At 44.0% G+C, this 21,715-nt stretch carries 20 protein-coding genes, 2 tRNA genes and 1 pseudogene; 12 read left to right on the plus strand and 11 right to left on the minus strand.

The window, feature by feature from the left end:
- Positions 1-134: 134 nt before the first annotated feature.
- The 3 genes from ACQEXT_RS18095 to yejK all read right to left on the minus strand — a co-directional run bounded on the left by ACQEXT_RS18095 (position 135) and on the right by yejK (position 3,700).
- Positions 135-1,283: a chemotaxis protein gene (locus ACQEXT_RS18095; protein WP_426953119.1), complete on the minus strand. Its 1,149-nt coding sequence runs from the start codon at positions 1,281-1,283 to the stop codon at positions 135-137.
- A 74-nt stretch (positions 1,284-1,357) separates the two neighbouring features.
- The gene (locus ACQEXT_RS18100) at positions 1,358-2,590 is read right to left on the minus strand and encodes an Hpt domain-containing protein (protein ID WP_331417396.1); all 1,233 of its coding nucleotides are present in this window, start codon (positions 2,588-2,590) and stop codon (positions 1,358-1,360) included.
- 108 nt (positions 2,591-2,698) lie between these two features.
- On the minus strand, positions 2,699-3,700 hold the full coding sequence (gene yejK / locus ACQEXT_RS18105) for a nucleoid-associated protein YejK (protein WP_138973578.1): 1,002 nt from the start codon (positions 3,698-3,700) through the stop codon (positions 2,699-2,701).
- An 84-nt stretch (positions 3,701-3,784) separates the two neighbouring features.
- Here yejK and ACQEXT_RS18110 point away from each other — a divergent pair, with 84 nt between their 5' ends.
- From ACQEXT_RS18110 to ACQEXT_RS18125, 4 genes are all read left to right on the plus strand, one after another.
- Positions 3,785-4,009 (plus strand): YejL family protein, encoded by a 225-nt coding sequence (locus tag ACQEXT_RS18110; RefSeq protein ID WP_138973579.1) that lies wholly within the window; start codon positions 3,785-3,787, stop codon positions 4,007-4,009.
- Between the two features lie 28 nt (positions 4,010-4,037).
- Positions 4,038-5,840: a DUF3413 domain-containing protein gene (locus ACQEXT_RS18115; protein ID WP_426953120.1), complete on the plus strand. Its 1,803-nt coding sequence runs from the start codon at positions 4,038-4,040 to the stop codon at positions 5,838-5,840.
- Between the two features lie 54 nt (positions 5,841-5,894).
- Positions 5,895-5,971: transfer RNA gene (locus tag ACQEXT_RS18120), tRNA-Pro, on the plus strand.
- Between the two features lie 174 nt (positions 5,972-6,145).
- A tRNA-Ser gene (locus ACQEXT_RS18125) sits at positions 6,146-6,236 on the plus strand.
- A gap of 165 nt (positions 6,237-6,401) precedes the next feature.
- On the opposite strand, the gene ACQEXT_RS18130 is transcribed toward ACQEXT_RS18125, so the two are convergent.
- Positions 6,402-6,884, minus strand: a complete 483-nt coding sequence (locus ACQEXT_RS18130; protein ID WP_269376098.1) for an NUDIX domain-containing protein — start codon at positions 6,882-6,884, stop codon at positions 6,402-6,404.
- 12 nt (positions 6,885-6,896) lie between these two features.
- Positions 6,897-7,820 carry a histone deacetylase family protein gene (locus tag ACQEXT_RS18135; protein ID WP_426953121.1) on the minus strand — a complete coding sequence of 308 codons (924 nt, stop codon included), beginning with the start codon at positions 7,818-7,820 and terminating at the stop codon, positions 6,897-6,899.
- An 82-nt stretch (positions 7,821-7,902) separates the two neighbouring features.
- On the opposite strand from ACQEXT_RS18135, the pseudogene ACQEXT_RS18140 reads away from it, so the two are divergent.
- The 4 genes and pseudogenes from ACQEXT_RS18140 to ACQEXT_RS18155 form a co-directional block, all read left to right on the plus strand.
- A pseudogene (locus ACQEXT_RS18140) lies at positions 7,903-8,034 on the plus strand (LacI family transcriptional regulator); the annotation flags it as partial.
- A gap of 248 nt (positions 8,035-8,282) precedes the next feature.
- The gene (locus ACQEXT_RS18145) at positions 8,283-8,825 is read left to right on the plus strand and encodes a YbhB/YbcL family Raf kinase inhibitor-like protein (RefSeq protein ID WP_426953139.1); all 543 of its coding nucleotides are present in this window, start codon (positions 8,283-8,285) and stop codon (positions 8,823-8,825) included.
- A gap of 16 nt (positions 8,826-8,841) precedes the next feature.
- Positions 8,842-9,654 carry a helix-turn-helix transcriptional regulator gene (locus ACQEXT_RS18150; RefSeq protein WP_331417392.1) on the plus strand — a complete coding sequence of 271 codons (813 nt, stop codon included), beginning with the start codon at positions 8,842-8,844 and terminating at the stop codon, positions 9,652-9,654.
- Position 9,655: 1 nt separating this feature from the next.
- Entirely contained in the window at positions 9,656-10,633 is a 978-nt protein-coding gene (locus tag ACQEXT_RS18155; protein WP_426953122.1) for a DUF3080 domain-containing protein, read from the plus strand.
- On the opposite strand, the gene ACQEXT_RS18160 is transcribed toward ACQEXT_RS18155, so the two are convergent.
- Together ACQEXT_RS18160 and ACQEXT_RS18165 are read right to left on the minus strand one after the other, a co-directional pair.
- A complete protein-coding gene (locus ACQEXT_RS18160) occupies positions 10,630-12,585 on the minus strand; it encodes a DNA topoisomerase III (RefSeq protein ID WP_426953123.1) in 1,956 nt (651 codons plus the stop codon). The two genes, ACQEXT_RS18155 and ACQEXT_RS18160, sit on opposite strands and share 4 nt — an antisense overlap.
- Before the next feature lie 85 nt (positions 12,586-12,670).
- Positions 12,671-13,006, minus strand: a complete 336-nt coding sequence (locus ACQEXT_RS18165) for a Grx4 family monothiol glutaredoxin (protein ID WP_138973587.1) — start codon at positions 13,004-13,006, stop codon at positions 12,671-12,673.
- A gap of 303 nt (positions 13,007-13,309) precedes the next feature.
- Between ACQEXT_RS18165 and sodB the strand changes: the two genes are divergently transcribed.
- From sodB to ACQEXT_RS18180, 3 genes are all read left to right on the plus strand, one after another.
- Positions 13,310-13,894 carry a superoxide dismutase [Fe] gene (sodB, locus tag ACQEXT_RS18170; protein WP_069446954.1) on the plus strand — a complete coding sequence of 195 codons (585 nt, stop codon included), beginning with the start codon at positions 13,310-13,312 and terminating at the stop codon, positions 13,892-13,894.
- 133 nt (positions 13,895-14,027) lie between these two features.
- Positions 14,028-14,531, plus strand: a complete 504-nt coding sequence (locus tag ACQEXT_RS18175) for a VC2046/SO_2500 family protein (RefSeq protein ID WP_138973589.1) — start codon at positions 14,028-14,030, stop codon at positions 14,529-14,531.
- Between the two features lie 205 nt (positions 14,532-14,736).
- The gene (locus ACQEXT_RS18180) at positions 14,737-15,399 is read left to right on the plus strand and encodes an SDR family oxidoreductase (RefSeq protein ID WP_426953124.1); all 663 of its coding nucleotides are present in this window, start codon (positions 14,737-14,739) and stop codon (positions 15,397-15,399) included.
- A gap of 42 nt (positions 15,400-15,441) precedes the next feature.
- On the opposite strand, the gene ACQEXT_RS18185 is transcribed toward ACQEXT_RS18180, so the two are convergent.
- Positions 15,442-15,894 carry a low molecular weight protein-tyrosine-phosphatase gene (locus tag ACQEXT_RS18185; RefSeq protein ID WP_331417386.1) on the minus strand — a complete coding sequence of 151 codons (453 nt, stop codon included), beginning with the start codon at positions 15,892-15,894 and terminating at the stop codon, positions 15,442-15,444.
- A 110-nt stretch (positions 15,895-16,004) separates the two neighbouring features.
- Here ACQEXT_RS18185 and cobO point away from each other — a divergent pair, with 110 nt between their 5' ends.
- On the plus strand, positions 16,005-16,610 hold the full coding sequence (gene cobO, locus ACQEXT_RS18190) for a cob(I)yrinic acid a,c-diamide adenosyltransferase (RefSeq protein WP_138973591.1): 606 nt from the start codon (positions 16,005-16,007) through the stop codon (positions 16,608-16,610).
- Between the two features lie 48 nt (positions 16,611-16,658).
- On the opposite strand, the gene ACQEXT_RS18195 is transcribed toward cobO, so the two are convergent.
- The 3 genes from ACQEXT_RS18195 to udk all read right to left on the minus strand — a co-directional run bounded on the left by ACQEXT_RS18195 (position 16,659) and on the right by udk (position 21,698).
- Positions 16,659-18,269: a methyl-accepting chemotaxis protein gene (locus ACQEXT_RS18195; RefSeq protein ID WP_426953125.1), complete on the minus strand. Its 1,611-nt coding sequence runs from the start codon at positions 18,267-18,269 to the stop codon at positions 16,659-16,661.
- A gap of 479 nt (positions 18,270-18,748) precedes the next feature.
- On the minus strand, positions 18,749-20,902 hold the full coding sequence (locus ACQEXT_RS18200; RefSeq protein WP_426953126.1) for an AsmA family protein: 2,154 nt from the start codon (positions 20,900-20,902) through the stop codon (positions 18,749-18,751).
- Positions 20,903-21,056: 154 nt separating this feature from the next.
- Positions 21,057-21,698, minus strand: a complete 642-nt coding sequence (udk, locus tag ACQEXT_RS18205; RefSeq protein ID WP_331417382.1) for a uridine kinase — start codon at positions 21,696-21,698, stop codon at positions 21,057-21,059.
- Between the last annotated feature and the right edge of the window lie 17 nt (positions 21,699-21,715).

The following is a 21,715-nucleotide window of genomic DNA, read 5'->3' on the forward strand; positions in this document are numbered from 1 at the left end:
GAAAATACCCCACTGCTACAGAGGGGTCGTTCGCAACAGTATGGTTTGCTATCCAGTGCGTTGCGAACACGTTAAGTGATAGGAGCTGCCTAATCTGAGGCGCTTATTTTGCATTTTCGTTCTTAGAAACTCATCTAAGCACTCTTCTTCACCGCACTTCGTTTACCAAGCAAGTAACCTAGCCCTAGAGGTGCGAAGAATATCGCGACGATAAACAAGACAAAATAGATAATGGTACTCTTAATCAGTTCCACCAACTTGTCCATCGCTAGTGTCAGCACGTCTTGTGACACCTTATCGAGATCCTGAGTAAATTTCTCTCTCTCTGCACTGACGATCAAAGCAATCTCTGCACGCTCTCGAGCGACCATCTCCTCTAGCGCCTGACGTTCAAGACTCAATTGGTCGAGGCGCGCCGCGGTACGAACATCGATATCATTAACCAGCGGCTGCAACTGAATCGCCATCTGTTTGGCAAGATTCTCCATATACTCTGGGTTGTTTTCTACAAAGTCCTGAAAAGATTCAGAAGTGGCCTGCAAACTTTGTAGCGTCGCCGTTAACTGCTCACCACTAATACTGCTGTTCATCGCGATCAATTGCGCTTTCCAAGTCATTATCTTTGGCGTCTGCTCAGAGACAAGACTCAATCGGTCCGACACATCACCAAGCGCCTCAGGCATGGTACCCAACGTCGAAACAGCTTCACTTTCACTGATTTGGTTTGCTTCTAACCAAGCACGATATGCGGGAGTTCTAATAAAACTTAAGTCTTCAAATGGGTGCTTAGCGGCAAACTCAGCCACAAATGTTTTAGTCGTGTTATAGCGACTTCCCTTTAGCAAAGAGTGGGCTAAGTTATCGATTTCTTGAGATAGCCTTTGCGAGACTTGCTTGGCATCGGATGTGACAAATAGCTCACTACCCGCACCAGAGTTAAAGAATTGATTCATCTGCTCCGTGAAGACCCAGCTATCGATCAGAGCTGCGGTTGGAGAAACTTGATACGCTGAACGTTGTAACCCTTCTTCAGCGTTGATCTTCCATAGCAAAACATAAGATTGGTTAACCTTGTCTTGAGGCTGATAATTGGCAGCGATAGTATCCGCTGCTTGTTCAACCTGAGAAAAAAACTGCTGGGTGTATTCACGAGTGAGCAGCCTCATATTAAGTTCTTGCTGCGTTAACGGCGTCGTTTGACTATCCAGTTTAACTTCTAGCAGGGAACAGCCACTCAATGGCAATAACAGTAAAAACAACCAAATGACGGAAGAGCGACGCATTAACTAAACCTCAGATTGAGCGAATAAAAACAAGCTCGATAGTTTATCGATTGAAAGTCAGTATACCGTCAATTTCACTGATTATTATGCTCTTTTAAGAAAAGTCTGGCTTCTGAGATCGCTCTTTCCAGACGCCAAGTCAGCTCATCTAGTAAATCTGGCACCAGAGTAATATCGTCTTTGATTGCCACCTCTACTTTACCGGCTGCTTGACGTAGTTTAGTCGCGCCGAGATTGCCGCCCACCCCCTTGAGACTATGGGCTTTTCTTTGCGCTTCTTCAGGGGAATCTGTCAACAATAGCGTAATCTGCTCACCGTCTTTATGGTGGTCCACGATGAACACTTCCAACAACATGCACACCGATTCCATATCGTTGTTCAACGATTCAAGCATTTTTTCAAAGTTAATCTCAGGCTCATCTGATGCATTGTGAAAGGTGTTTTTTCTTACTGGCGTATCATCCGGAACAACTTCGATGGCAGTGGAGGCTTCGACCTCTTGCTCTGACTCCTCTCCCTGCTGAGACACCGCCTGACGAGTATGACGATAAGCAAGGGGGAGCATCAGTAATACTGCCAGCATAAAAGTCAAAGTAATCAATAACCCCAACCAAATATGCTTCATCAACAATTGATCGTAGGCCATTCTTTGAATATCAATTTGAGCATAGACATCGTGCGTCATCAGTTTATCGACGATGTACTGCCCTTGCGCGTACCCCCCTAAAACCAACGAAATCTGGGCTAAGACTTGTTGCAAATCCCGTCGTGCGTCCTTTGGTAACTGGGCAGACAACGAGTAGATTTGGTCTAATTCTCGGTAGATTTTAGGACTCGATTTCCGGTCGCTGAAAATCGCTTCTAGAACATTGGCACTGATTCGGTAGTAGAGCAGCGATAATTCGGCATCATTTGAGTATCGTTCACGTTTAAGGCGAACCTGCTCGACAAGGGTCAGCAGATCTAAATTGTTATCCAAGTAGATCTGTGTTTGCTCTATAAATCGGTCGGTAGTAAAAAGTAACTGATTGACATCTGGTAGGTACCAACTTTTCTGATAATGCGCATCGATTTGTAATCGAAGAGCATAGATAAGCTGTAGATCGAGTGATTGCGAGTCCGCCATATGGACGCGATAAGGCGTGTCAAACGAGAAAGTCTCTCGCAAGTCTTGAATACTGCTGCCGAGCTCATAGATTTGCTCTTTCGTCGCATTGATCGAGCGATAACTGTTTGCGAGTACTGCAATGCAAGCGACCCACACACACAGTAACAACCACCCGATTTTAAGCGCCTTACCTTCCATGCTCCCGCCTAAATAGATTATTTCCCTTTAATACAAGAATATACACTATATAGAGGAAGTGGAGGACTAACTGGCAAAATATTGCAGTCAGTCCAATTCTTATACCAATTATCTATTTCGAGTCAGTTGATCACGTAGATTTGGTGGTGTGCCTTTGATGGTTAGCGTGTCTGTTTCTGGATCGTAGAAAATGCGTTCACCAAGTAACAAACTATCGAAGCTGACATTCAAACCACCACCAGCACCAACGTATTTGGTGAGTTTGCGTACGGCGGCACGATCACCAGGAAAGCTCTCTTCCAACTGATATCCCTGCTCTTGTGTGTAGTCCAAGAAACTGGTGCCATCTTGTGATGGAGGTAACTCGCCAGATAATTCTCTCACCTGAACTTCATCGCCAGATTTGATTTGTTCATTACAGTAATCTGCCACCTGTTTCTTGTAGCTGATCACTTCCTCTTTTTCGAGCTTAGAATCCGCACAGAAATCTTCGACCGCTTGCATCAATACTTGGTTTTGTACTTTGGCGTCTAGACCCACTTCTGCTTGCAGAAAATCAAGGAAGAAATCCGCAACCTTACGTCCAACGCGTCCTTTGATGTAAGCGAGGTAACGGTTGGAATCTTTGTCCGTCTCAAAACTGGTCAAATCGATTCGTGCGGCAATATCCATTTTTGATAAATCAAGATAATCTGTTGCGCTGATGTCCAACCCTTCCGTAACCTTCAAACTCTGGTTAGAAGGAATAATCGCCACAAAAAGGTAGTCAGTAGCCAGTGACTGATATTCAGCAATAACCAAAATGCCTTCATCAGCAAATGGGTATTTAGATAGCTCATCCTTCAGACGGTTGGCACTGAGCTGGGAGAAATCATAAAAATTTTGATTTCCTTGACGTAATTCTTGCAACCAGACCTGAAAATCGCTGTCTGATTTAAAGCTGCCGAAGCCTTTGCCTGCTTTTGAATTGAACACTCGATGCAGTTCAGCCACTAGATTTTCGGTAGAAGAATCGTTAGCGAGAGACTCGGTTCGAAAGTTAACAACCAGTTCATCGGCATCGTTTTTTTGCAGTTGATGAAGAATAACGTTTGAAAGATGAAGACTCATGATGAAATTTATCGCTGCGTAGGTTTCAGTTGCGTGGCATTGTAGGTTATCATAAGCCGCTTTACTATCATCATAAGAGTCTTTATGCCGATTACATCTAAATACAGCGACGAACAAGTTGAACGAATCCTAACGGAGATCGCCGCAGTACTTGAAAAACATTCTGCTGGCCCAGAGCTTGCATTAATGATTGCGGGTAATATCGCTACCAATGTCTTAAATCACGATATTGCTGCTTCACAACGCAAAGCAATTGCTGAAAAATTCGCAGAAGCGCTTGTTTCTTCTGTAGAAACTAAAAAACACTAAGAACAATAACGGATAATAGAACACTTACATGGTTGATAACGGAAATACATACGGCGAACGCGTATCGCGGTTAGTGGGTTGGGGGCACTGGTTTGCCTTTTTCAACATCATCGCAGCAATGCTGATCGGAACCCGTTATATCACTCAATCTCCGTGGCCTGAAACACTACTAGGACAATTCTACCTAGCAGTATCGTGGGTTGGTCACTTTGGTTTCCTTGTCTTTGCCTTATACCTACTTGTTCTATTTCCGCTGACCTTTATCATTCCGTCACGTAAGCTGTTCCGCTTACTGGCGGTCTGTTTTGCAACAGTCGGTTTAACTGTACTGCTGGTCGACACGCAAGCCTACCAAACCATCAATTTGCACTTGACTCCTGTGGTATGGGAAGTGCTATTTAGCGATGAAGGCTCAACGCTAACCGTAGACTTGCAGCACTTATTTATCGTCCTGCCACTGATATTCTTATTGCAGCTTGCCTTATCTGAATGGGTGTGGCGTAAGCAACGCAAGTTGTCGCACAAACATGTTGGCCGTCCGATCGCGGCACTGTTTTTTGTAAGCTTTATCTCAAGCCATCTGATTTATGTCTGGGCTGACGCGTATTTTTATAACCCAATCACAGCTCAGCGCGCGAACTTCCCTCTCTCCTACCCGATGACCGCGAAGTCATTCATGGAAAGACACGGGCTGCTTGACCGCGAAGAGTATTTATTGCGCTTAGAACAAAGCCAAGATAGCAACGAGCTAGTACGCTATCCACTGGAAAAAATTGAGTTTGACCGTCGTGTAAACCCACTTAACGTTTTGGTTGTTAGCGTCAATAACCTACGCTCCGACGTACTGACGCAAGAAACGATGCCTGCGGCTTATCAGTTCGCGCAACAGAACCAGAACTTTACCAACCATTACAGCTCAAGTAATGACTCATTTGGTACCTTCGGTCTGTTCTATGGATTACCTAGCAGCTACTCAAGCAGCATTAAGGCACAGGGCTCTAAGCCTATCCTTATAGACACTCTTATCGAAAAGCAGTATCAATTCGGTCTGTTTAGCGGCGATAACTTTGATGAACCTCTTTACGGTGAAACGGTTTTCCGCGGTATGAACTTTACTGGTATTGCCTTTAACGACACTCAATCACCAGACTCGCTAGCGATCCAAGCTTGGGCAGATTGGGCAAAACAACAAGGCAATAAACCTTGGTTTAGTTACATTGAACTGACGACCGTCGATAACTTTAACGCATACGACAGCGGTGAAGCTCAGTCAGCAGCAAACAAATTGATCGCTGGCTATAAAAAATCGGTGGCAACGGCTGACCTAGAGATCGCTCAGCTGCTCAAAGAAATCAATACGCTTGAGCTCAGTGATTCAACCGTGATCATCATTACCTCTAACCACGCTACAGAGTTTAACGAGACGAAAACCAATAGCTGGGGTTCAAACTCAAACTACAGTCGTTACCAGTTACAGGTTCCAATGATCATTCACTGGCCAGGTAAAGTTGCCGCTGAATATCAGCATAGAACAAGCCACCTTGATATGTCGGTCACTCTGCTTCAAGACTTACTCGGCGTATCGTCGAACCCAAGTGATTTCAGTAGTGGTCGTAATCTGTTTGACGAACGCAAACGCAGATGGATCTTGGCAGGCGATTCGCGCGATTTAGCCTTAATTACCACCAAAGACACCACAGTCATTGATAAGTTTGGCAACTACAAACTCTATGACGAGAATTACCAACGTCTAAAAGACGAGAACCCAACTTTGCCGGTTCTGATGCAAGGCTTGACTGAATTGCAGCGTTTTTACGCAAAAAGCAACTAAATCATAGCGTTATAGGATTGACCCACAGCGTAATTAAGATTAGATTATGGGCATCGGACTGTAGCGCAGCTTGGTAGCGCACCGTCATGGGGTGTCGGGGGTCGGAGGTTCAAATCCTCTCAGTCCGACCATACACCTAAAAAAAAGAGAGCTTCGGCTCTCTTTTTTATTGCCTCAAAGCAACCTAAAGTATAAAAAACACTCGCTTAACCACCTTTTTACTTTCAACCGCTCAATATTAAAGCAAACAATAAAATTAGGGGTTTACAAGATTTGTGAACCTCTATATTATTCGCTTCAACAACGGAGAGATGGCTGAGTGGTTGAAAGCACCGGTCTTGAAAACCGGCATACGTTAATAGCGTATCTAGGGTTCAAATCCCTATCTCTCCGCCACTTTCAAAGATTAAACCGCTGTTTTTACAGCGGTTTTTTCATATCTATAGCCTCAGAAATCATCTTGCACAGAAAGGTAGCACAGATGTACTTAATGAGACTCAATAGACATCCAAACAACAGCTACCTACTGAAGTCGGTGGCTTAGAGTTGCAAATCACCGTTCTATAGTTGATTGATGTTTTCATACTGACCTTGGACGTAGCTACCTAGATGGGTGGAAAACAGTCCTGATTCAATCAAATCCAGCACCTTGTTTTTTAGCTCTTTGGGATAGATGCGTAAGTCAGCTAACTCGGGAATCGGAACCCATTCTACGGACTGAATATACCTTTCATCATTAAGACCACGCAGGTTTCCTGTATGCGGAACGCCAAGGTAGCTGTCGATAAGATAGAAAAACTCTGCATGATAACGATTGGTGTGTGTCTCTAAAAACTCCCTGACGCAGATAAGCTCTCCGACCTCGACCTCTATTCCTGCCTCTTCTTTAAACTCTCGCACCACACAGGCCTTGGAGCTCTGGTCACAAGCTTCCATTCCCCCACCTGGCGGAATCCAATATTCACCACTAAAGTCTTTCACTTTTAGCAGCAACATTGCACCATCTTTTATCAATAGCCCTGCCGCTCGGATGCGATGCTCCATGAGTGCTCCTTATTAACGTCCATAAGTGTTTATCGCCGCACGAATCAGTTGCATGTGGATTGGAACCAATTCTTGATGCTCACTTCGATAGCCGCCCCCAACCACACAAGCGATGGGGATCTGCTTCTGTTTCGCTAACTCAAACATAAACTGATCACGAGCGTAGATCGCTTCACTCGTTACATTTAAATAGCCTAGCTCATCATCCTGATGAATATCGACACCTGCGTCATAAAGAATGACATCAGGTTGATGAAGATTGATCGCCATCTCAACAACGGAAGTAAATGCCGTAAGAAATTCTTTATCATCAGCACCTCTTGGCAGGGCAACATCTAAATCCGAATCGGGCTTACGCGCGGGAAAATTCTTATCACAATGAAAAGAGAGGGTAATAATCCGCGTATCTCCATCGCATAAGGTCGCTGTACCGTCTCCGTGGTGAACATCACTATCAACGATTAAAATCTTATCGACACCTTCTATATCTAGCCCTTGCTTGGCGGCAAGCACGAGATCATTAATTAGGCAGAAGCCACTGCCAAAATCGTAATGTGCATGATGATAGCCACCACTGAGATGAATCGCGACCCCGTTATTGTATGCCTGCCGAACGGTTTCACAGGTTCCACCAGCCGACATTAAAGTCCGATTGATCAACTGCTCACTCCAGGGAAAACCAATTCGGCGCATTTTAGTGACGCCAAGCTTTCCGGTTATCAATGAATCAATGTAGTCGGGGCAGTGACACTGACTGACTTGCTGCTGCGATAATGGCTGAGGCTCAACATAGTGCAGACTGCGGAGCCATTGAGGATCTTTCCCTCTTTGTTCTTCAATGGCTTCAAACAATAAGCGGTACTTGTTGATAGGGTAACGATGCCCAGCAGGTAGAGCTAATTGTGAATAAAGCGAGTGATAAATCAGAGGGATCATATTGGTTCGATTTGAGCAAAGATTACGGCTCATGTTATCAGTTGGTTATTTGGTTGCAAGGCTACTCATCGACTTCAGTGGTCAAATAGTCGAGGAAACTGGTGTAGTCTGCGCAGAGTCGATTCTCAATCTATTGAATGGCAACAAGCACGAGGTGCGTTTACCGCCGATTTTGTTGATTGTCCGCCAATCAACAAAATCGATTTACCGTTAACGCTAGCTGCGCGTGAGAGCATAGGTTAACAACGACTATCAATGCATCCAGCTTGAGTTATAGTCGTCAATCTGGCGAAGCTCAGCTTCAGGTTGCTTACAGAGCTTATCAAATCACTATAAGTATCAAAATTAATCACATTTTAGATTATGATGATACTTATTGTTTAGTTACTATCTTGCGCTTCCTCTAATCTGTAGTGGTCAAAAACACTTTAAACATCAGAGATAAGGAAGGTTAATATGAAAATGAGTAAGCACACACTTGGCTTGGCGTTACTTTCAGCCACCAGCATCGCTTTTTCGGGCGCCGCGAGTGCATTTCAGCTCACCAGTAGCGATATTCAGGAAGGTCATCCAATGGCGAAAACCTTTGAGTATGCCGGCTGGGGATGCGATGGAGGTAACCTCTCACCACAATTGAGTTGGAAAGAGATTCCTCAAGGTACCAAAAGTTTCGCTATCACCGCTTACGATCCAGATGCCCCAACAGGCAGCGGTTTTTGGCATTGGATTGCCATTGATATTCCACTAGAAACAACTCAACTGCCAAGAGCAGCGAACATCAGTGAGCTAGGTGGGAAAGAAGTTCGTATAGATTATGGTTCGGTTGGATTTGGTGGTGCCTGTCCTCCGATCTCTGACGGCATGCATCGATACCAATTTACCGTTTGGGCTCTGCCTAAAGCTGAACTAGGGCTCAACAAAGACACACCTGCTGCCGTAGTAGGATTTACTCTTAATAGTATGGCTTTAGACAAAGCGACACTGACAGCCACATACACTCGCTAATCGAAAAGGAGATGTGATGACTCACCTCTATCAAGTGACAACGTTTCGAGCACAGCAGCTCCAAAAGCTCCGTAATGTGACAATTCACTCTCCTAGCCTGATTCAAATATTATCTGGCAGTAAAAGGCTGTTCATTAATCAAGGGACAGTAGATCTTGCCTCGTCAACCTTATTGCTGTGCGAGGCATCTTCTCGATTTAGCTTTGAGAATCTTCCAGATAAAGGGGCTTTTCTATCTCGGGTATTCAGTTTTCACCACCCTGCCCCACAAAGTTTGATTCAACTCAGCAACGACAATGCCAATAGGCTTCAACAATCTTGGATCAAAAACGATAAAGCGATTGAACAGACGCTAAATGTTCTTTTTACTCTCGACTTAAAAACAATGAGTCACGCCACGCAGCGTCTTTGGCTGGCTCCACTTTATCAGCAGTTAGCTGAGCGAGGAGCGCTTCACTGCCTGTTTAGTAGCGAACAAACCTCGTTTAGCCAGCAACTGACTCGTTATCTTGCCCAATCTCCGAGTGACACTCACCCATTAGAAGAAGTCGCTAGTCACTTTGCGATTAGTCGAGCGACCTTTATGCGCCGACTCAAAAAAGAAGGCACCCAATATCGCGATGTGCTTACCGAAGTGAGGCTCAATCACGCACTCAATTTAATGCAAACAAGAAACTGGAGTGTCCTCCAACTCGCTTATATGTGTGGCTATCAATCTGAACAACGTTTTACGCAACGATTTAGATCTAAGTTCGGTTTAACGCCGGCAGACTATATGCAGACCGTAAACAGCGATATGTCTCACACCGCTCAAGCAAAGGTGCATTAGAATGACAAAGTCGGCATTGGGGTTGGTAGTCGTGGCTTGTTGGATTCTGACCGCCTGTCAATCTGACCGCCCAAGCGTTTTCTTCGATGACTATCTTACTCGGGTGGTACGGGTTCAAAATGCGCCCCAAGTGGAGAGCACATTGGAAGACTATGTCAATCTACCTCGCAAGCGCGACCTATATATTGAGATACCCTCGATATCTATTGGGCTGCTCGATAGCTATCAACTGCGTCAGTGTGGCTTATTTAACTTGATTGCTGAGCGAAACTCCGTACTGGGTAAAGTCGCTGATGAGTTTCGCAACTACGATTATCAAAATGCACTATTGGATGGCTTGTCACGTTGTATTAATAGTCCGCAACTTGATCCAGAATTACAGCAAGTGCTGGCAGAGATAGGGGCACACAAACGCGCACAGTTGGCATTGCATCAGTGGAACTTGCTCTTTACTAGTGAAGCGATGCAAAAACAGTTACAAGGAAGTCAGTGGTTAGAGGCTAATCTTGGTCAAACGGTATCTGAGGTCAATGAAGCGCTAACTAGACTCAATCTCGCCTTCCATCAATCCGAAGAGAAAACCATCGACGTTCAAGAAACACTGGAGAAAAATAACATCGTTGGCAATCTAAACTACTCTCTTGTCATGGCGACCAGTAAGCTCAATCTGGTCACGCTGCAGCTTACCGAATATGATCATAGTGTTCTCTGCCAGCCCAACCGCAATACTACAAAATACCAGTACTTAAACAATGTCTTCGAACAGCAGTATGTCGCCAAAGTCCAACCTTATATGGCTCAGCTCGACCGCTATTATCAGAACCTGTCCGCAAACTTGACTCTGTTTGCTCCTCAACCCGATATTCACAATTATGTTTATCCGTTAGCGCAAAACCATCAAGCTTTTCGGTTAGCCATACGCCGCCACGTTGACTACTGGCAGCAGCTCTTTAAACGCTGTGGTCGTCAGCTCGGCTAACCGGACTTAGGCGCCGTTTTCGTCGCAGGTTTTTTGCGATATCGAGCGTTTTTACGTTTGTAGGCAGGGCGCTCTACTTGCGGTAAGTGACGTAGAGATTGCGGAACGTCACCACTACGAACTTGAGCAATCAGGTCATCAATTCGTTGCTGTAGCGCCTGCATAAACGGCAGATATGCCTGATTGCGATCAGCCATACCTTGCAACTGGTGCTCCCAGTTTGCCGTCATGTCTGGGAATGTAGAGTCACTCGGCAACGCGTGGATCAAACCACGACCCGCTGGCGTACTGAGAATCGACTTACCCTGTCGTTGCAGTAACTGGCGCTTAAACAGCGTATCAAGAATCCCTGCACGTGTGGCTTCTGTGCCTAAGCCGTCGGTTTCTTTAAGAATCTTCTTTAGCTCTTTATCTGCGACAAAACGGGCAATACCCGTCATGGCTTGTAGCAGCGTCGCTTCCGTAAAGTGCTTCGGCGGCTCAGTTTGGCGATCTTTAATTTCACCCTCACGGCAAGTGAGTACACTACCTTCAGGCAGTGCTGGAACCGTATCTACCCCAGAATCTTCATCATCCACTTTGCCCAGCAACTCTTTCCAGCCAACGGACACCAACTGACGACCTTTAGCAATAAAGGTTCCTCCAACAATATCAAACACCAATTTCGCTTCGGCGTAGACTGCCGCTGGGTAAAACTGCATTAGATATTGTCTTGCGATCTGTTGATAGATCTTCATCTCGTTCGCAGAAAGCGCATTGTGTGAGGCTTTCTTTGGCGTCGGAATAATCGCATGGTGAGCGTCGACTTTTTTATCATTCCACGCTTTTGATTTAAGGCTAAGGTTCGCACCATTTACCGCCTCACCAAGCTCCTTGGCATTGTTAGCGACAGCGTCACAAACACTACTAGCTTGACCATAGTGCTCAAGCGGCAAGTAACGGCAGTCAGAGCGGGGATAGGTAATCAACTTGTGTTTTTCGTACAGCGATTGACAGGTATCCAGAACCTGCTGAGCACTCATACCAAAACGTTTTGCTGCGTCAATTTGTAGTGCTGAAAGCGAATATGGCAGTGGCGCTGATTGCTTGGTCTGTTTCTGCTCAGACTCAACCACTTTGGCTGGTTGATTCGCTATTCGCTGAGCAACATTTTCGACCAACTTGCGGTTTAATACCCGCCCTTCTTCATCTTGCCACGGTTTACACGCTTCACTTGGCTTCCAACGCGCTCGGATATCAAACGGATGCGAGCCATCTTGGGAGGGAATCAGTGCGTGCAATGTGAAGTAGTCACGAGGGATGAAGTTCTCGATCTCTTCGTCACGACGTACAACCAGTCCAAGTACCGGCGTCTGCACTCGACCGACAGACAGTACCCCCTGATAGCCAGCCTTTTGACCAAGCAAGGTATACGCTCGAGACATATTCATACCGTAAAGCCAGTCTGCACGGGAGCGAGCTAATGCGGAGATTGACAGTGGAATAAAGTCACGATTACTGCGCATTTGGTTCAAAGCGCGTTTCACTGCAGGTAAGTTGAGGTCGCTGATCAACAGACGTTGGGTCGCATCCTTCTTCGATTTGCTTACTTTGCAATAATCGAGAACCTCGTCCACCAGCAGTTGCCCTTCTCGATCTGGGTCGCCAGCGTGGATTATCTGACTCGATTCTTTAAGCAATTTTCGGACGACGGTTAACTGTTTGCTGGCAGACTTTCGTGGTCTTAATTGCCACTGTTCCGGCACAATCGGAAGATCTGCCAGATTCCATTTTTTATAGCGTTCGTCATACGCATCAGGCTCTACCTGTTCAAGCAAGTGACCGATGCACCAAGTCACCACATCACCGCTACCACAGCGAATAAATCCTTGCTCGTTTTTTTTAGGGCCCGGCAGTGCCGCAGCAATCGCGCGACCTAGGCTGGGTTTTTCAGCGATAAACAGACGTGACATAAAGTAGGACTAGCTAAAAACAATAAGGGCCACATTATCGAATGTGGCCCTTATAAATCAAGAAAAACTGTAAATTTAAACAGTATTATTCTTCGTCAGACGCTGCACGCTCAGCCGCTTCTTTTACTAGAGGCTGAAGTTCACCTTTCTGGAACATTTCAATGATAATGTCACAACCACCGATAAGCTCGCCTTCAATCCATAGTTGAGGGAAAGTTGGCCACTGTGCGTAAGCTGGTAGCTCTGCACGGATATCAGGGTTTTGAAGAATGTCTACGTACGCAAACTTCTCGCCACAAGCCATCAGCGCTTGTGCCGCTTGTGAAGAGAAACCGCAGCTAGGTAGTTTAGGAGAACCCTTCATGTATAGAAGGATAGAGTTTTCTGCGATTTGCTGTTTAATTTTATCGATAGTTTCCATTGCTTCCTCTTAATGGAGTTACTGCAAATATTCTGGACATTCTAAACCATTAGCGCAGAATAAAAAGCCTATATTATCTATGGTTATTTACAAGGTTATGCTTTTGAGACTTGCTGAGCTTAACTAATAAAGAAATTTCATATAGAAAATGTCACCCTGCGCTTTTAATAAAGTAAAAACTTGCTAAACTAGAGCGCAAGTCAGCAAATTGATCATGGTTGGTGATTCACTGACCATGACTAATAAATAACACTGGAAGCAATCGAGAGGGGCAACCCTTTCTCATCAATGGAGAATTGAGCAATGGCATTTGAACTACCAGCTCTTCCTTACGCGAAAGACGCACTAGAACCACACATCTCAGCAGAAACTCTAGATTTCCACCACGGTAAGCACCACAACACTTACGTTGTAAAGCTTAACGGCCTAATCCCAGGCACTGAGTTTGAAGGCAAAACTCTAGAAGAAATCGTTAAGACTTCTACTGGCGGTGTTTTCAACAACGCAGCTCAAATCTGGAACCACACTTTCTACTGGCACTGTCTAGCGCCTAACGCAGGTGGTGAACCAACAGGTGCAGTTGCAGATGCAATCAACGCTGCATTCGGTTCTTTCGAAGAGTTCAAAGCAAAATTCACAGATTCTGCTATCAACAACTTCGGTTCTTCTTGGACTTGGCTTGTTAAGAAAGCAGACGGCTCTCTAGAGATCGTAAACACATCTAATGCAGCGACTCCTCTAACAGAAGAAGGCACAACACCACTTCTAACTGTTGACCTATGGGAACACGCTTACTACATCGATTACCGTAACCTACGTCCAGACTACATGAACGGTTTCTGGGCACTGGTTAACTGGGACTTCGTTGCAGAGAACCTAGCAAAATAATCCATCTTCCCTAGGATTAAAATTTAGTCATATTAAAAGCCAGCATTTCGCTGGCTTTTTTGCTTTTCTCACTATGATTTTCCTAAAGTTTTTCGAAGCTAAGTCGCTATAAAAGCAACACTCGAGAGGCATTATGCAGATTCATACTTTAGACAAAGCAGCAATTATCAACGAACTTCAGTTCGGTAATGGGATCAACCATGCCGTACACGAAGGTCGTCGTGCAGACTTTGCGCTAATTCTGTCAATGTTCTCTGATGACGTTCGCGACAACACGCCGACGGAAAAAATTGACCAAGTGGACACCAGTGAGCAAGCGTTACGCAAACGCTTCGAGTTGCAAGGCCCACAACAATTGCGTTCAGATCAAAGCTCCTATGAACTTTCTGCCCAGCAAGCATCTCTCTTTCATAGCTCCGGTTTACCGAGTGCAAAACTGTGTCATTACTTAAAACCTGACGCTCTGACCTATCTGCCAGAAGAGACTCATGACTTGCCAGAAGAGGTCTACCATAACCTGTCGGGTCATCAGCGAAGGCTGCTCAGTGAAAAAGAACCTAAGTCTTTGATGCCTATCGATCTTTATAACCAATTAATCAAAGCTCAGCGTACTTTCCAAATTCAAGCACAAGCTTAGCACCATCATTCTACTTCACAGTTTTTTGTCTTAAATGTGCTACTCCACTAGCAAGATCCCACCAATGTGTGAATAGTGCCAAAGAATCGTAAATAACCTTCCATCTCACTAAGGTTATTTGACCTTATTCACAACTAAGTCACAGTTAATCTACCATGATATGTGGACACCTTTTTGCGCGTACATTGCTTATGGGGGGAAGCCAATGGATATAAAAAAAGCTGTCGTTTTAATCACATCAGCAGGTTCTCAGATCGGGAGTACTCTTGCGTATCACTTCACCTCGCTTGGGGCGACCGTGGTTTTGTGTGATGTAAACAATCCACAATTAAAACAGACCTATCGTCTGTGCAGTGAGATCTCCGACAATGTATTCCAGTTCACGATTCAAGATCATTCACTAAGCTCAATTCAAGACCTGTTCGGTTTTATGGATAGCTCCGTCAAACGCTCACCAGATGTGTTAATTAATGCATTGACGGCAGAAGCCATGCCACACATTTTTGATCAACAAGCCAGTGCATTGTTTACCCAAAAGCTCTCCCTAATGGCAGCAACCATGTTCAGTTTTGGTCAAGCAACCGCAGAACGCATGCGACAAGAGAAGAAAAATGGCGTGATTGTTAATGTCATTGCACATCCGGAATATCAGGATTTATCAGGTTTTGACAATGCCACCTCGATGGTCGTTGGCTTCACCCAAAGCTGGGCTCGTGAACTAACGCCATTTAATATTCGAGTTGCTGGTGTTGTACCTGCTCTTGAGCATGACGATACCCATTGGGCGGAAGTACAAGATGAGTTGATTCGGAACACAGAATATATTGTCTCTAATGACTACTTTAGTGGTCGTGTGATGGCTGCTTAGAGTGCTCACCACTAAGTATTGAAAATGGTGAGCGACAGTTGTTTATAGAGAATCTAGAATTTTCTCAGACGCTTCTTCAATGAGATCTAACACCAACTCAAATCCGCTATCACCGCCATAGTATGGATCGGGAATTTCATCGTAGCTTGAATTGGTATAGCTTAAAAATAGTCGAATCTTGTACTGAAAATGGGCCGGACACTGGGAAATAAGATCCGCTTTATTGTCTCTATCTGCAGCAAGAATGAGGTCAAAAGCTTCAAAATCACTGCTAACAATTTTCCTTGAGCGAATGCCTTTAAATGAATAGCCGCGTTTCTCTCCCGCCTCTTTGGAACGCGCATCTGGTGGATTGCCTTGGTGATAACCAATTGTACCTGCGGAATCAACTTCAACGTCAATACCTCGCTGGCTTGCCTTAGCTCTCAATATAGCTTCACCAGTTGGTGAACGACATATGTTTCCCATACATACGACGAGTATTCTCTTCGCCATCGACCTAGCCTCCTCGCTAGCTATTAGTTGTCCATAAAACTGGTAGGTGTTTGCATCAACTTGAATCGGTTATCATATCCACAAAGTGACTTAATAAAAAAGGAATAACCATGGTCTCTGAGAGCAACAAAGAAGCACGTCACAAAGCAAGGCAACAAAAAGTAAAACAAGAGGTCGATGCGAAAGTCGCGGCAGCTCAGGAAGAGAAAGGCTTGTTGTTGGTGATTACTGGCAATGGCAAAGGAAAATCCACTTCTGGATTTGGTACGATTGCACGAGCAGTAGGCCATGGCCTCAAATGTTCCGTTGCTCAGTTTATTAAAGGGACATGGGACAATGGTGAGCGTAATCTTCTTGAAAAGCTCGGCGTTGAGTTCCAAGTAATGGCTACTGGCTTTACATGGGAAACACAGAATAAAGCAGCCGATACAGAAGCAGCGCAAATCGTCTGGCAGGAGTGTAAACGAATGCTTAAAGATGAGTCGATCAACGTTATCCTGTTTGACGAACTGACCTACATGGTTAGTTACGGCTACATAGACTTAGATGAGGTTGTCGACGCACTGACTAACCGTCCTAAGATGCAATCTGTAGTGATCACAGGACGCGCCGCTCATCGTACATTGATCGAGCTTGCAGATACGGTATCCGAAGTGAAAAACGTCAAACATGCTTTTGAGTCAGGTGTAAAAGCCCTCAAAGGCGTCGACTGGTAACCTAGACAAGCACCTAGATGTAAGACTCTAGGTGCTTGAAATACAAAGCTACTCGACAATGAAACGACCTAATAGCTCCTTTTGATCCTCAGATAAACGAGCAAGTTCGTCAGAAGCTTCAAAACAATGTTCAATGCTTTCGCTGTTATCTGTTACGAGCCCAGATAGAAGCGTAATGTTCTCTGAAATAGATTCCGTCACCTGCACCTGCTCTGACGAAGCCGCCGAGACTAGCGTATTTTGTTCAGAAATTTTTTGCACAGAGGAGTCGATATCCATAAAAGCATTCAAAACTTGCTGGGAAATGTCTTCACTCTCTTTTAGCAACTCTAAATTATCTTGAATCTGTCTATAGACCGTTTCAGCTTGATCTTGAAGCGCCCCAATAACACTCTGAATCTCTGATGTTGATTCTTGTGTTCTAACCGCTAAGCTTCTCACTTCATCTGCTACAACAGCAAAACCTCTTCCTTGCTCTCCGGCTCGAGCTGCCTCTATCGCTGCATTGAGAGCCAGCAAGTTCGTTTGTTCTGAAATACCATTGATGACTTCTACTACTTGACCAATATTGCTCGAATGTTCCTTCAGCGCCATCATCACTTGGGCAGAGCCATGAATAGAACCTGAGATCTTCAATCCAATTTCTTGAGAGCAATCAACTCGGCTTCGACCCAGTGAAATATGTTGCTGCGCTTTTTTCGATGCTTCCTCTGCAAGAGATGCGTTGCTATTTACCTCTTTAGCGGTACAAGACAACTCCGTAATTGAAACGCTAATTTGATTAAACTGCTCTCGCTCTTGTATCGCATTATCTTTTGATTGTTGCATCACCGATGATAGCTCAGTCGCAGATGAAGCCACATTAAGACCATTCGAATTCATCGTTTTGATAATTTTAGAAACGGATTCTGATAGCTGATTAATAGACTTCGACAAAAGGCCTATTTCATTGTTACCTTCATACAAACTAACAACAGTAAAATCTCCACTTGCCATTTTTTGCAAAGCTAAAACAATGTTATTAATAGATTTGGACAGACCATTTGAAATATACCAAGAGAAAATCAAAGCGACAATAAATATGATAGATATTTCTATATAGCTATCAATGGTAAGTTCCTTTACATCTTGCTTTGATTGTTTAAATTCATTTCTAATACTGGCATTCATCTCATCAGAAAAATCTGCAAGTGATGTAATCAGTTCCAATGCCAACATATCAGATTTTTGCAAGTACAAGTCAAGCTCGTCACTATCCGTCGAGTATTTCCTCTTATAGTTTACCAGCTCTTTTACATGTTCATAGTAATTATTAAACTTGTTTTTTCGAGCAGCGGTGGTTGCCTTACCATCATCAATGAAGCCCTTTTCAAGGTTTTGGTGCCATTCAGCCAATGACTTTAAAAACTCACTCTCAAGCTCCTTACGCGTTGATGCTTTAAGAAATAATAACCAGATCTCATAGGTTGGCTGTATTTCGTTGTCATTAATTGCATTTATGGAGGTGAGTGCTGAGTGAGAAATCTCAGACAAAGTGACTATCTCGTCGTTCATTTGTCCTTGCTTAAGGATATATAATGAAGAAAATGAAATTAATATAGCGACAAAAGAAATATTTAACTTACTTTTTATACCTAATCCACGAAAGAAACTTCTCATTTATTACACCAAATATTCGTACACATGTACGCCTTATTAAACACGGTTGAATTACTTAACATGATAACAACAATAAACGAACGAATCTGTAGGATAATACCGAAATCAATGTAGGAACTATCACTTAGAACCTATCCCAAAAGGATTTCATTCCCACAGAGATTTATTCCAAACAATGCGACCACAAGCAAAAATAGCTCTATTAGATTGTTATTATTTAAGTTTATTCACGACAAGTAATGGCACTCTCAATAGATACGAGGATGAATGTACTCATGTCTTCGTTGTAATATCACGGGTACTGTTGCGAGGACAACTTTATGATAAAGATAACATTGATGAGATATGCGTGGCATTCTAATTTAATTGACTTAGGTTAGAACACCAAGCCAACAACCTGACCAGAATAACCTTACAATTGTAAAAAAGGGCTTCTAATAAATTAGAAGCCCTTTTTTTATATAACAAAATGCCAGGTGTTAGTTAAACAAGCCTTTAATTAAGCTGTTAACCGCTTCCTTGGTTTTTTCATCTTTGATTTTGTCACCTAATTTCTCATCGAGCTTTTTCAGACCACGATCAATTTCTTTTTCCGCTTTCTGTTTCAGCACATCATCGAACACGAGCTTGAACTTAGGCTCAGACCAGTGACCAGATATATTGATAGGAATGGTAACGTCTTTGAGTTCATCAATGTCCTTGCCACCTTGCCCTTCTAAAGAGCCAACAATCGATGTACTGACGGTAAAATCAACCGTTTCATTGAGGTAATTGGCACTGCCTGTACCACGAATGCGCAGCAATGGTGATTGCATGGTCAAATCGTTAGTCGACACATTGCCCTTGTTAAGCTTAAGTGTTGCTTTCATCGCACTGAAGTCAGTTTTTTGCACTTGATCAACGGACTCAACTTTTTCGCCTTTGATCTTTGCATAGTTCTCACGAATTAACTGAGCGACGTTAATACCATTAACTGCACCATCTTCGAAGTTAATCACCACATTGCCGACTAAGTTCTTCTTAATGCCAGTTGGCGTCAGGCTAGTACCTTTTACGTCAACATCAATGTTACCCGTCCCTTCTAAGGTCTCATTGTTAGCTACATCCTTCAGTAAAGGCAGCACTTTAACACCTTTGATGCGTTTTATAGCCGTATAGCTGGCTGGTGATTTACGTGCATCTAAACGTGCAGTTGCACTAATTGAGCCCTCATACAAATTGGACGTAAACGAAGTCAGTTCAGCAACACCACGATTCACAGAGAAGCTTGCTTTAACATTCTGCATTTTGGCATTACTCGCTTTGAATTTGTCGATACTAATATCACCTTCTATATCCAACGTTTTTAATGCCGTTAAATCAGGTTCAACCTCTTCAACAGGTTTCTTAGGCGATATTTCAGATGGTTTCTGTTCAGATTTTTGTGCTGGAGAAGAAGCTTGTTTCTGCTCTTCAGCTGGCTGATGAAGGCCTAAAAACTCATCTAAATCAATATTAGGGCTGTGCAACGCAAAACGAATTTTTGGAATCTCCACGAGCGTCACATCCGCTTTGCCGTCAAATTGCAGTGCGTTGGCAGTTAATTTCTCTAGTACAAAGCTTAGGTGACTTTTAACTAGGTCAAACGATAGGTCTGATGCCATATCCACTTTCATCGGCGATTGTGGCAAAGTCTCGCCTTTGAATTGTGCATCTAGTATCAATTTGTTCATTAATACTTTGGTAATCGCCTGATCAACAGTTAACGAAGCAGAACCTTTCATATCAATATCAAGGCCAGCCGCATTACCTATGACTGAGTAGGTTAACGCATTGGCTTTATCAAACTCGAACGTCTCTAGGCCGAGCTTAACACTATCAATGCGAGTGGCAGGATCACTCATGCTTGCCTCGAGATTTATATTGCGCAGAGCGTATTGCGTGAAACCTGTAGCCAGTTTGAATTCAGCATCACCTTTAGCACTGAACTTCTGCTGATTGTTTTCACCTTTGGCAGCAAACTCGACTGTGGTCCATTTTTCTGCGGCAAATTCAGACAGATTTAGTGATACATCGTAAAGTTTAGTAAACGAGCCTGCCTGTTTATCCTGAACATCAACCGAAGCGTTAGAGATTGTGACACCCGCTACATTGATACTCCAAGCCGGCGCGGAACTTGGGGTTTCTGAGCTCTGCTCGGCTGGTTCAGAAGCAACATCAGTTGTCGGCGCTGAAGTGGCGGTATCTGCCTGAGCGTTTTGTGCCTGAGTAAGAGCATCAATATTTCGCGTACCATCTTTTAGCGTTTCTAATGAGAACGCAGCACCATCCAGTGTGATGTTGCCAATTTCGAGCTGTTTGTTAAACAAAGGCATGACAGAGACATCAATCCCTACCGTATCGACTTTAAACATATTCAGCTGCTCAAAACCTTGCGGGTTACGCAATTCAGTCTGACCTAGCTCAAAGCCAATCGATGGGAAAAACTGCCAGCTAATGTCACCGTCGATGACCAGATCTAACCCAGTTTGAGTTTTGGCTTGTTCGACAATTAGTGGTTTAAATTGGTTGGGGTTAACGAGGGTAACCAACGCGATAATCGCACCAAGAATAGCAATTACAGGGATGGCTATTATTAGTAATAGTTTCTTCATCAGCAGTATCCTTGCTTGGTGAGCACACCAAAAAAAAGAGGCAAGCTCCAAGTATAAATGATCGTGGCAGAATATCAGACGACCATAAAAAGAAAGTGGCACTAAAAGTGCCACTTATCTCATAAAAAATAAAGTCTTAAGCGTTTATTCGGTATTAAGCTTTCAAAAGTTTTGCAATGTGAGCTTTTAGCACATCAATCGCGATACGGTTTTTACCGCCACGAGGTACAATAATGTCTGCATATTGCTTTGATGGCTCGATAAACTGCATAAACATTGGACGAACGGTTTCTTGGTACTGTTTAAGCACTGAATCCATTGTGCGGCCGCGCTCTTCTACATCACGTTTTACACGACGTAGCAGACAGATATCCAACGGCGTATCCATAAATACCGTCGCGTGCATCAGGTCACGTAGACGAGGATCGGTCAGAAGAAGGATACCTTCAAGGATAATGACTTTCTTAGGCGTCATTGTTGTGGTGTTTTCTGTACGGGTGTGCTTAGTGTAGCTGTACTCAGGTACTTCTACTGCTTGTCCCTTAACTAACTGCTCTAGGTGTTGGCACAGCAGATCATGATCGAGTGCGCTTGGGTGGTCATAGTTGGTTTTTACACGCTCATCCATACTCAGATGGCCTTGGTCGTTGTAATAGCAATCTTCCGTAATCACACCAATTTGATGATCGCCCACTTTCGCACGTAATTCGTTGTAGATAGTGCTAGCGATTAAACTTTTTCCAGAAGCAGACGCGCCAGCAATACCGACGATGACGCATTGATTATTATCAGACATTATTCTTGCACCCGATG

This window comes from Vibrio sp. TRT 29B02 (assembly GCF_050113655.1).
In the GTDB taxonomy this organism is placed as follows: domain Bacteria; phylum Pseudomonadota; class Gammaproteobacteria; order Enterobacterales; family Vibrionaceae; genus Vibrio.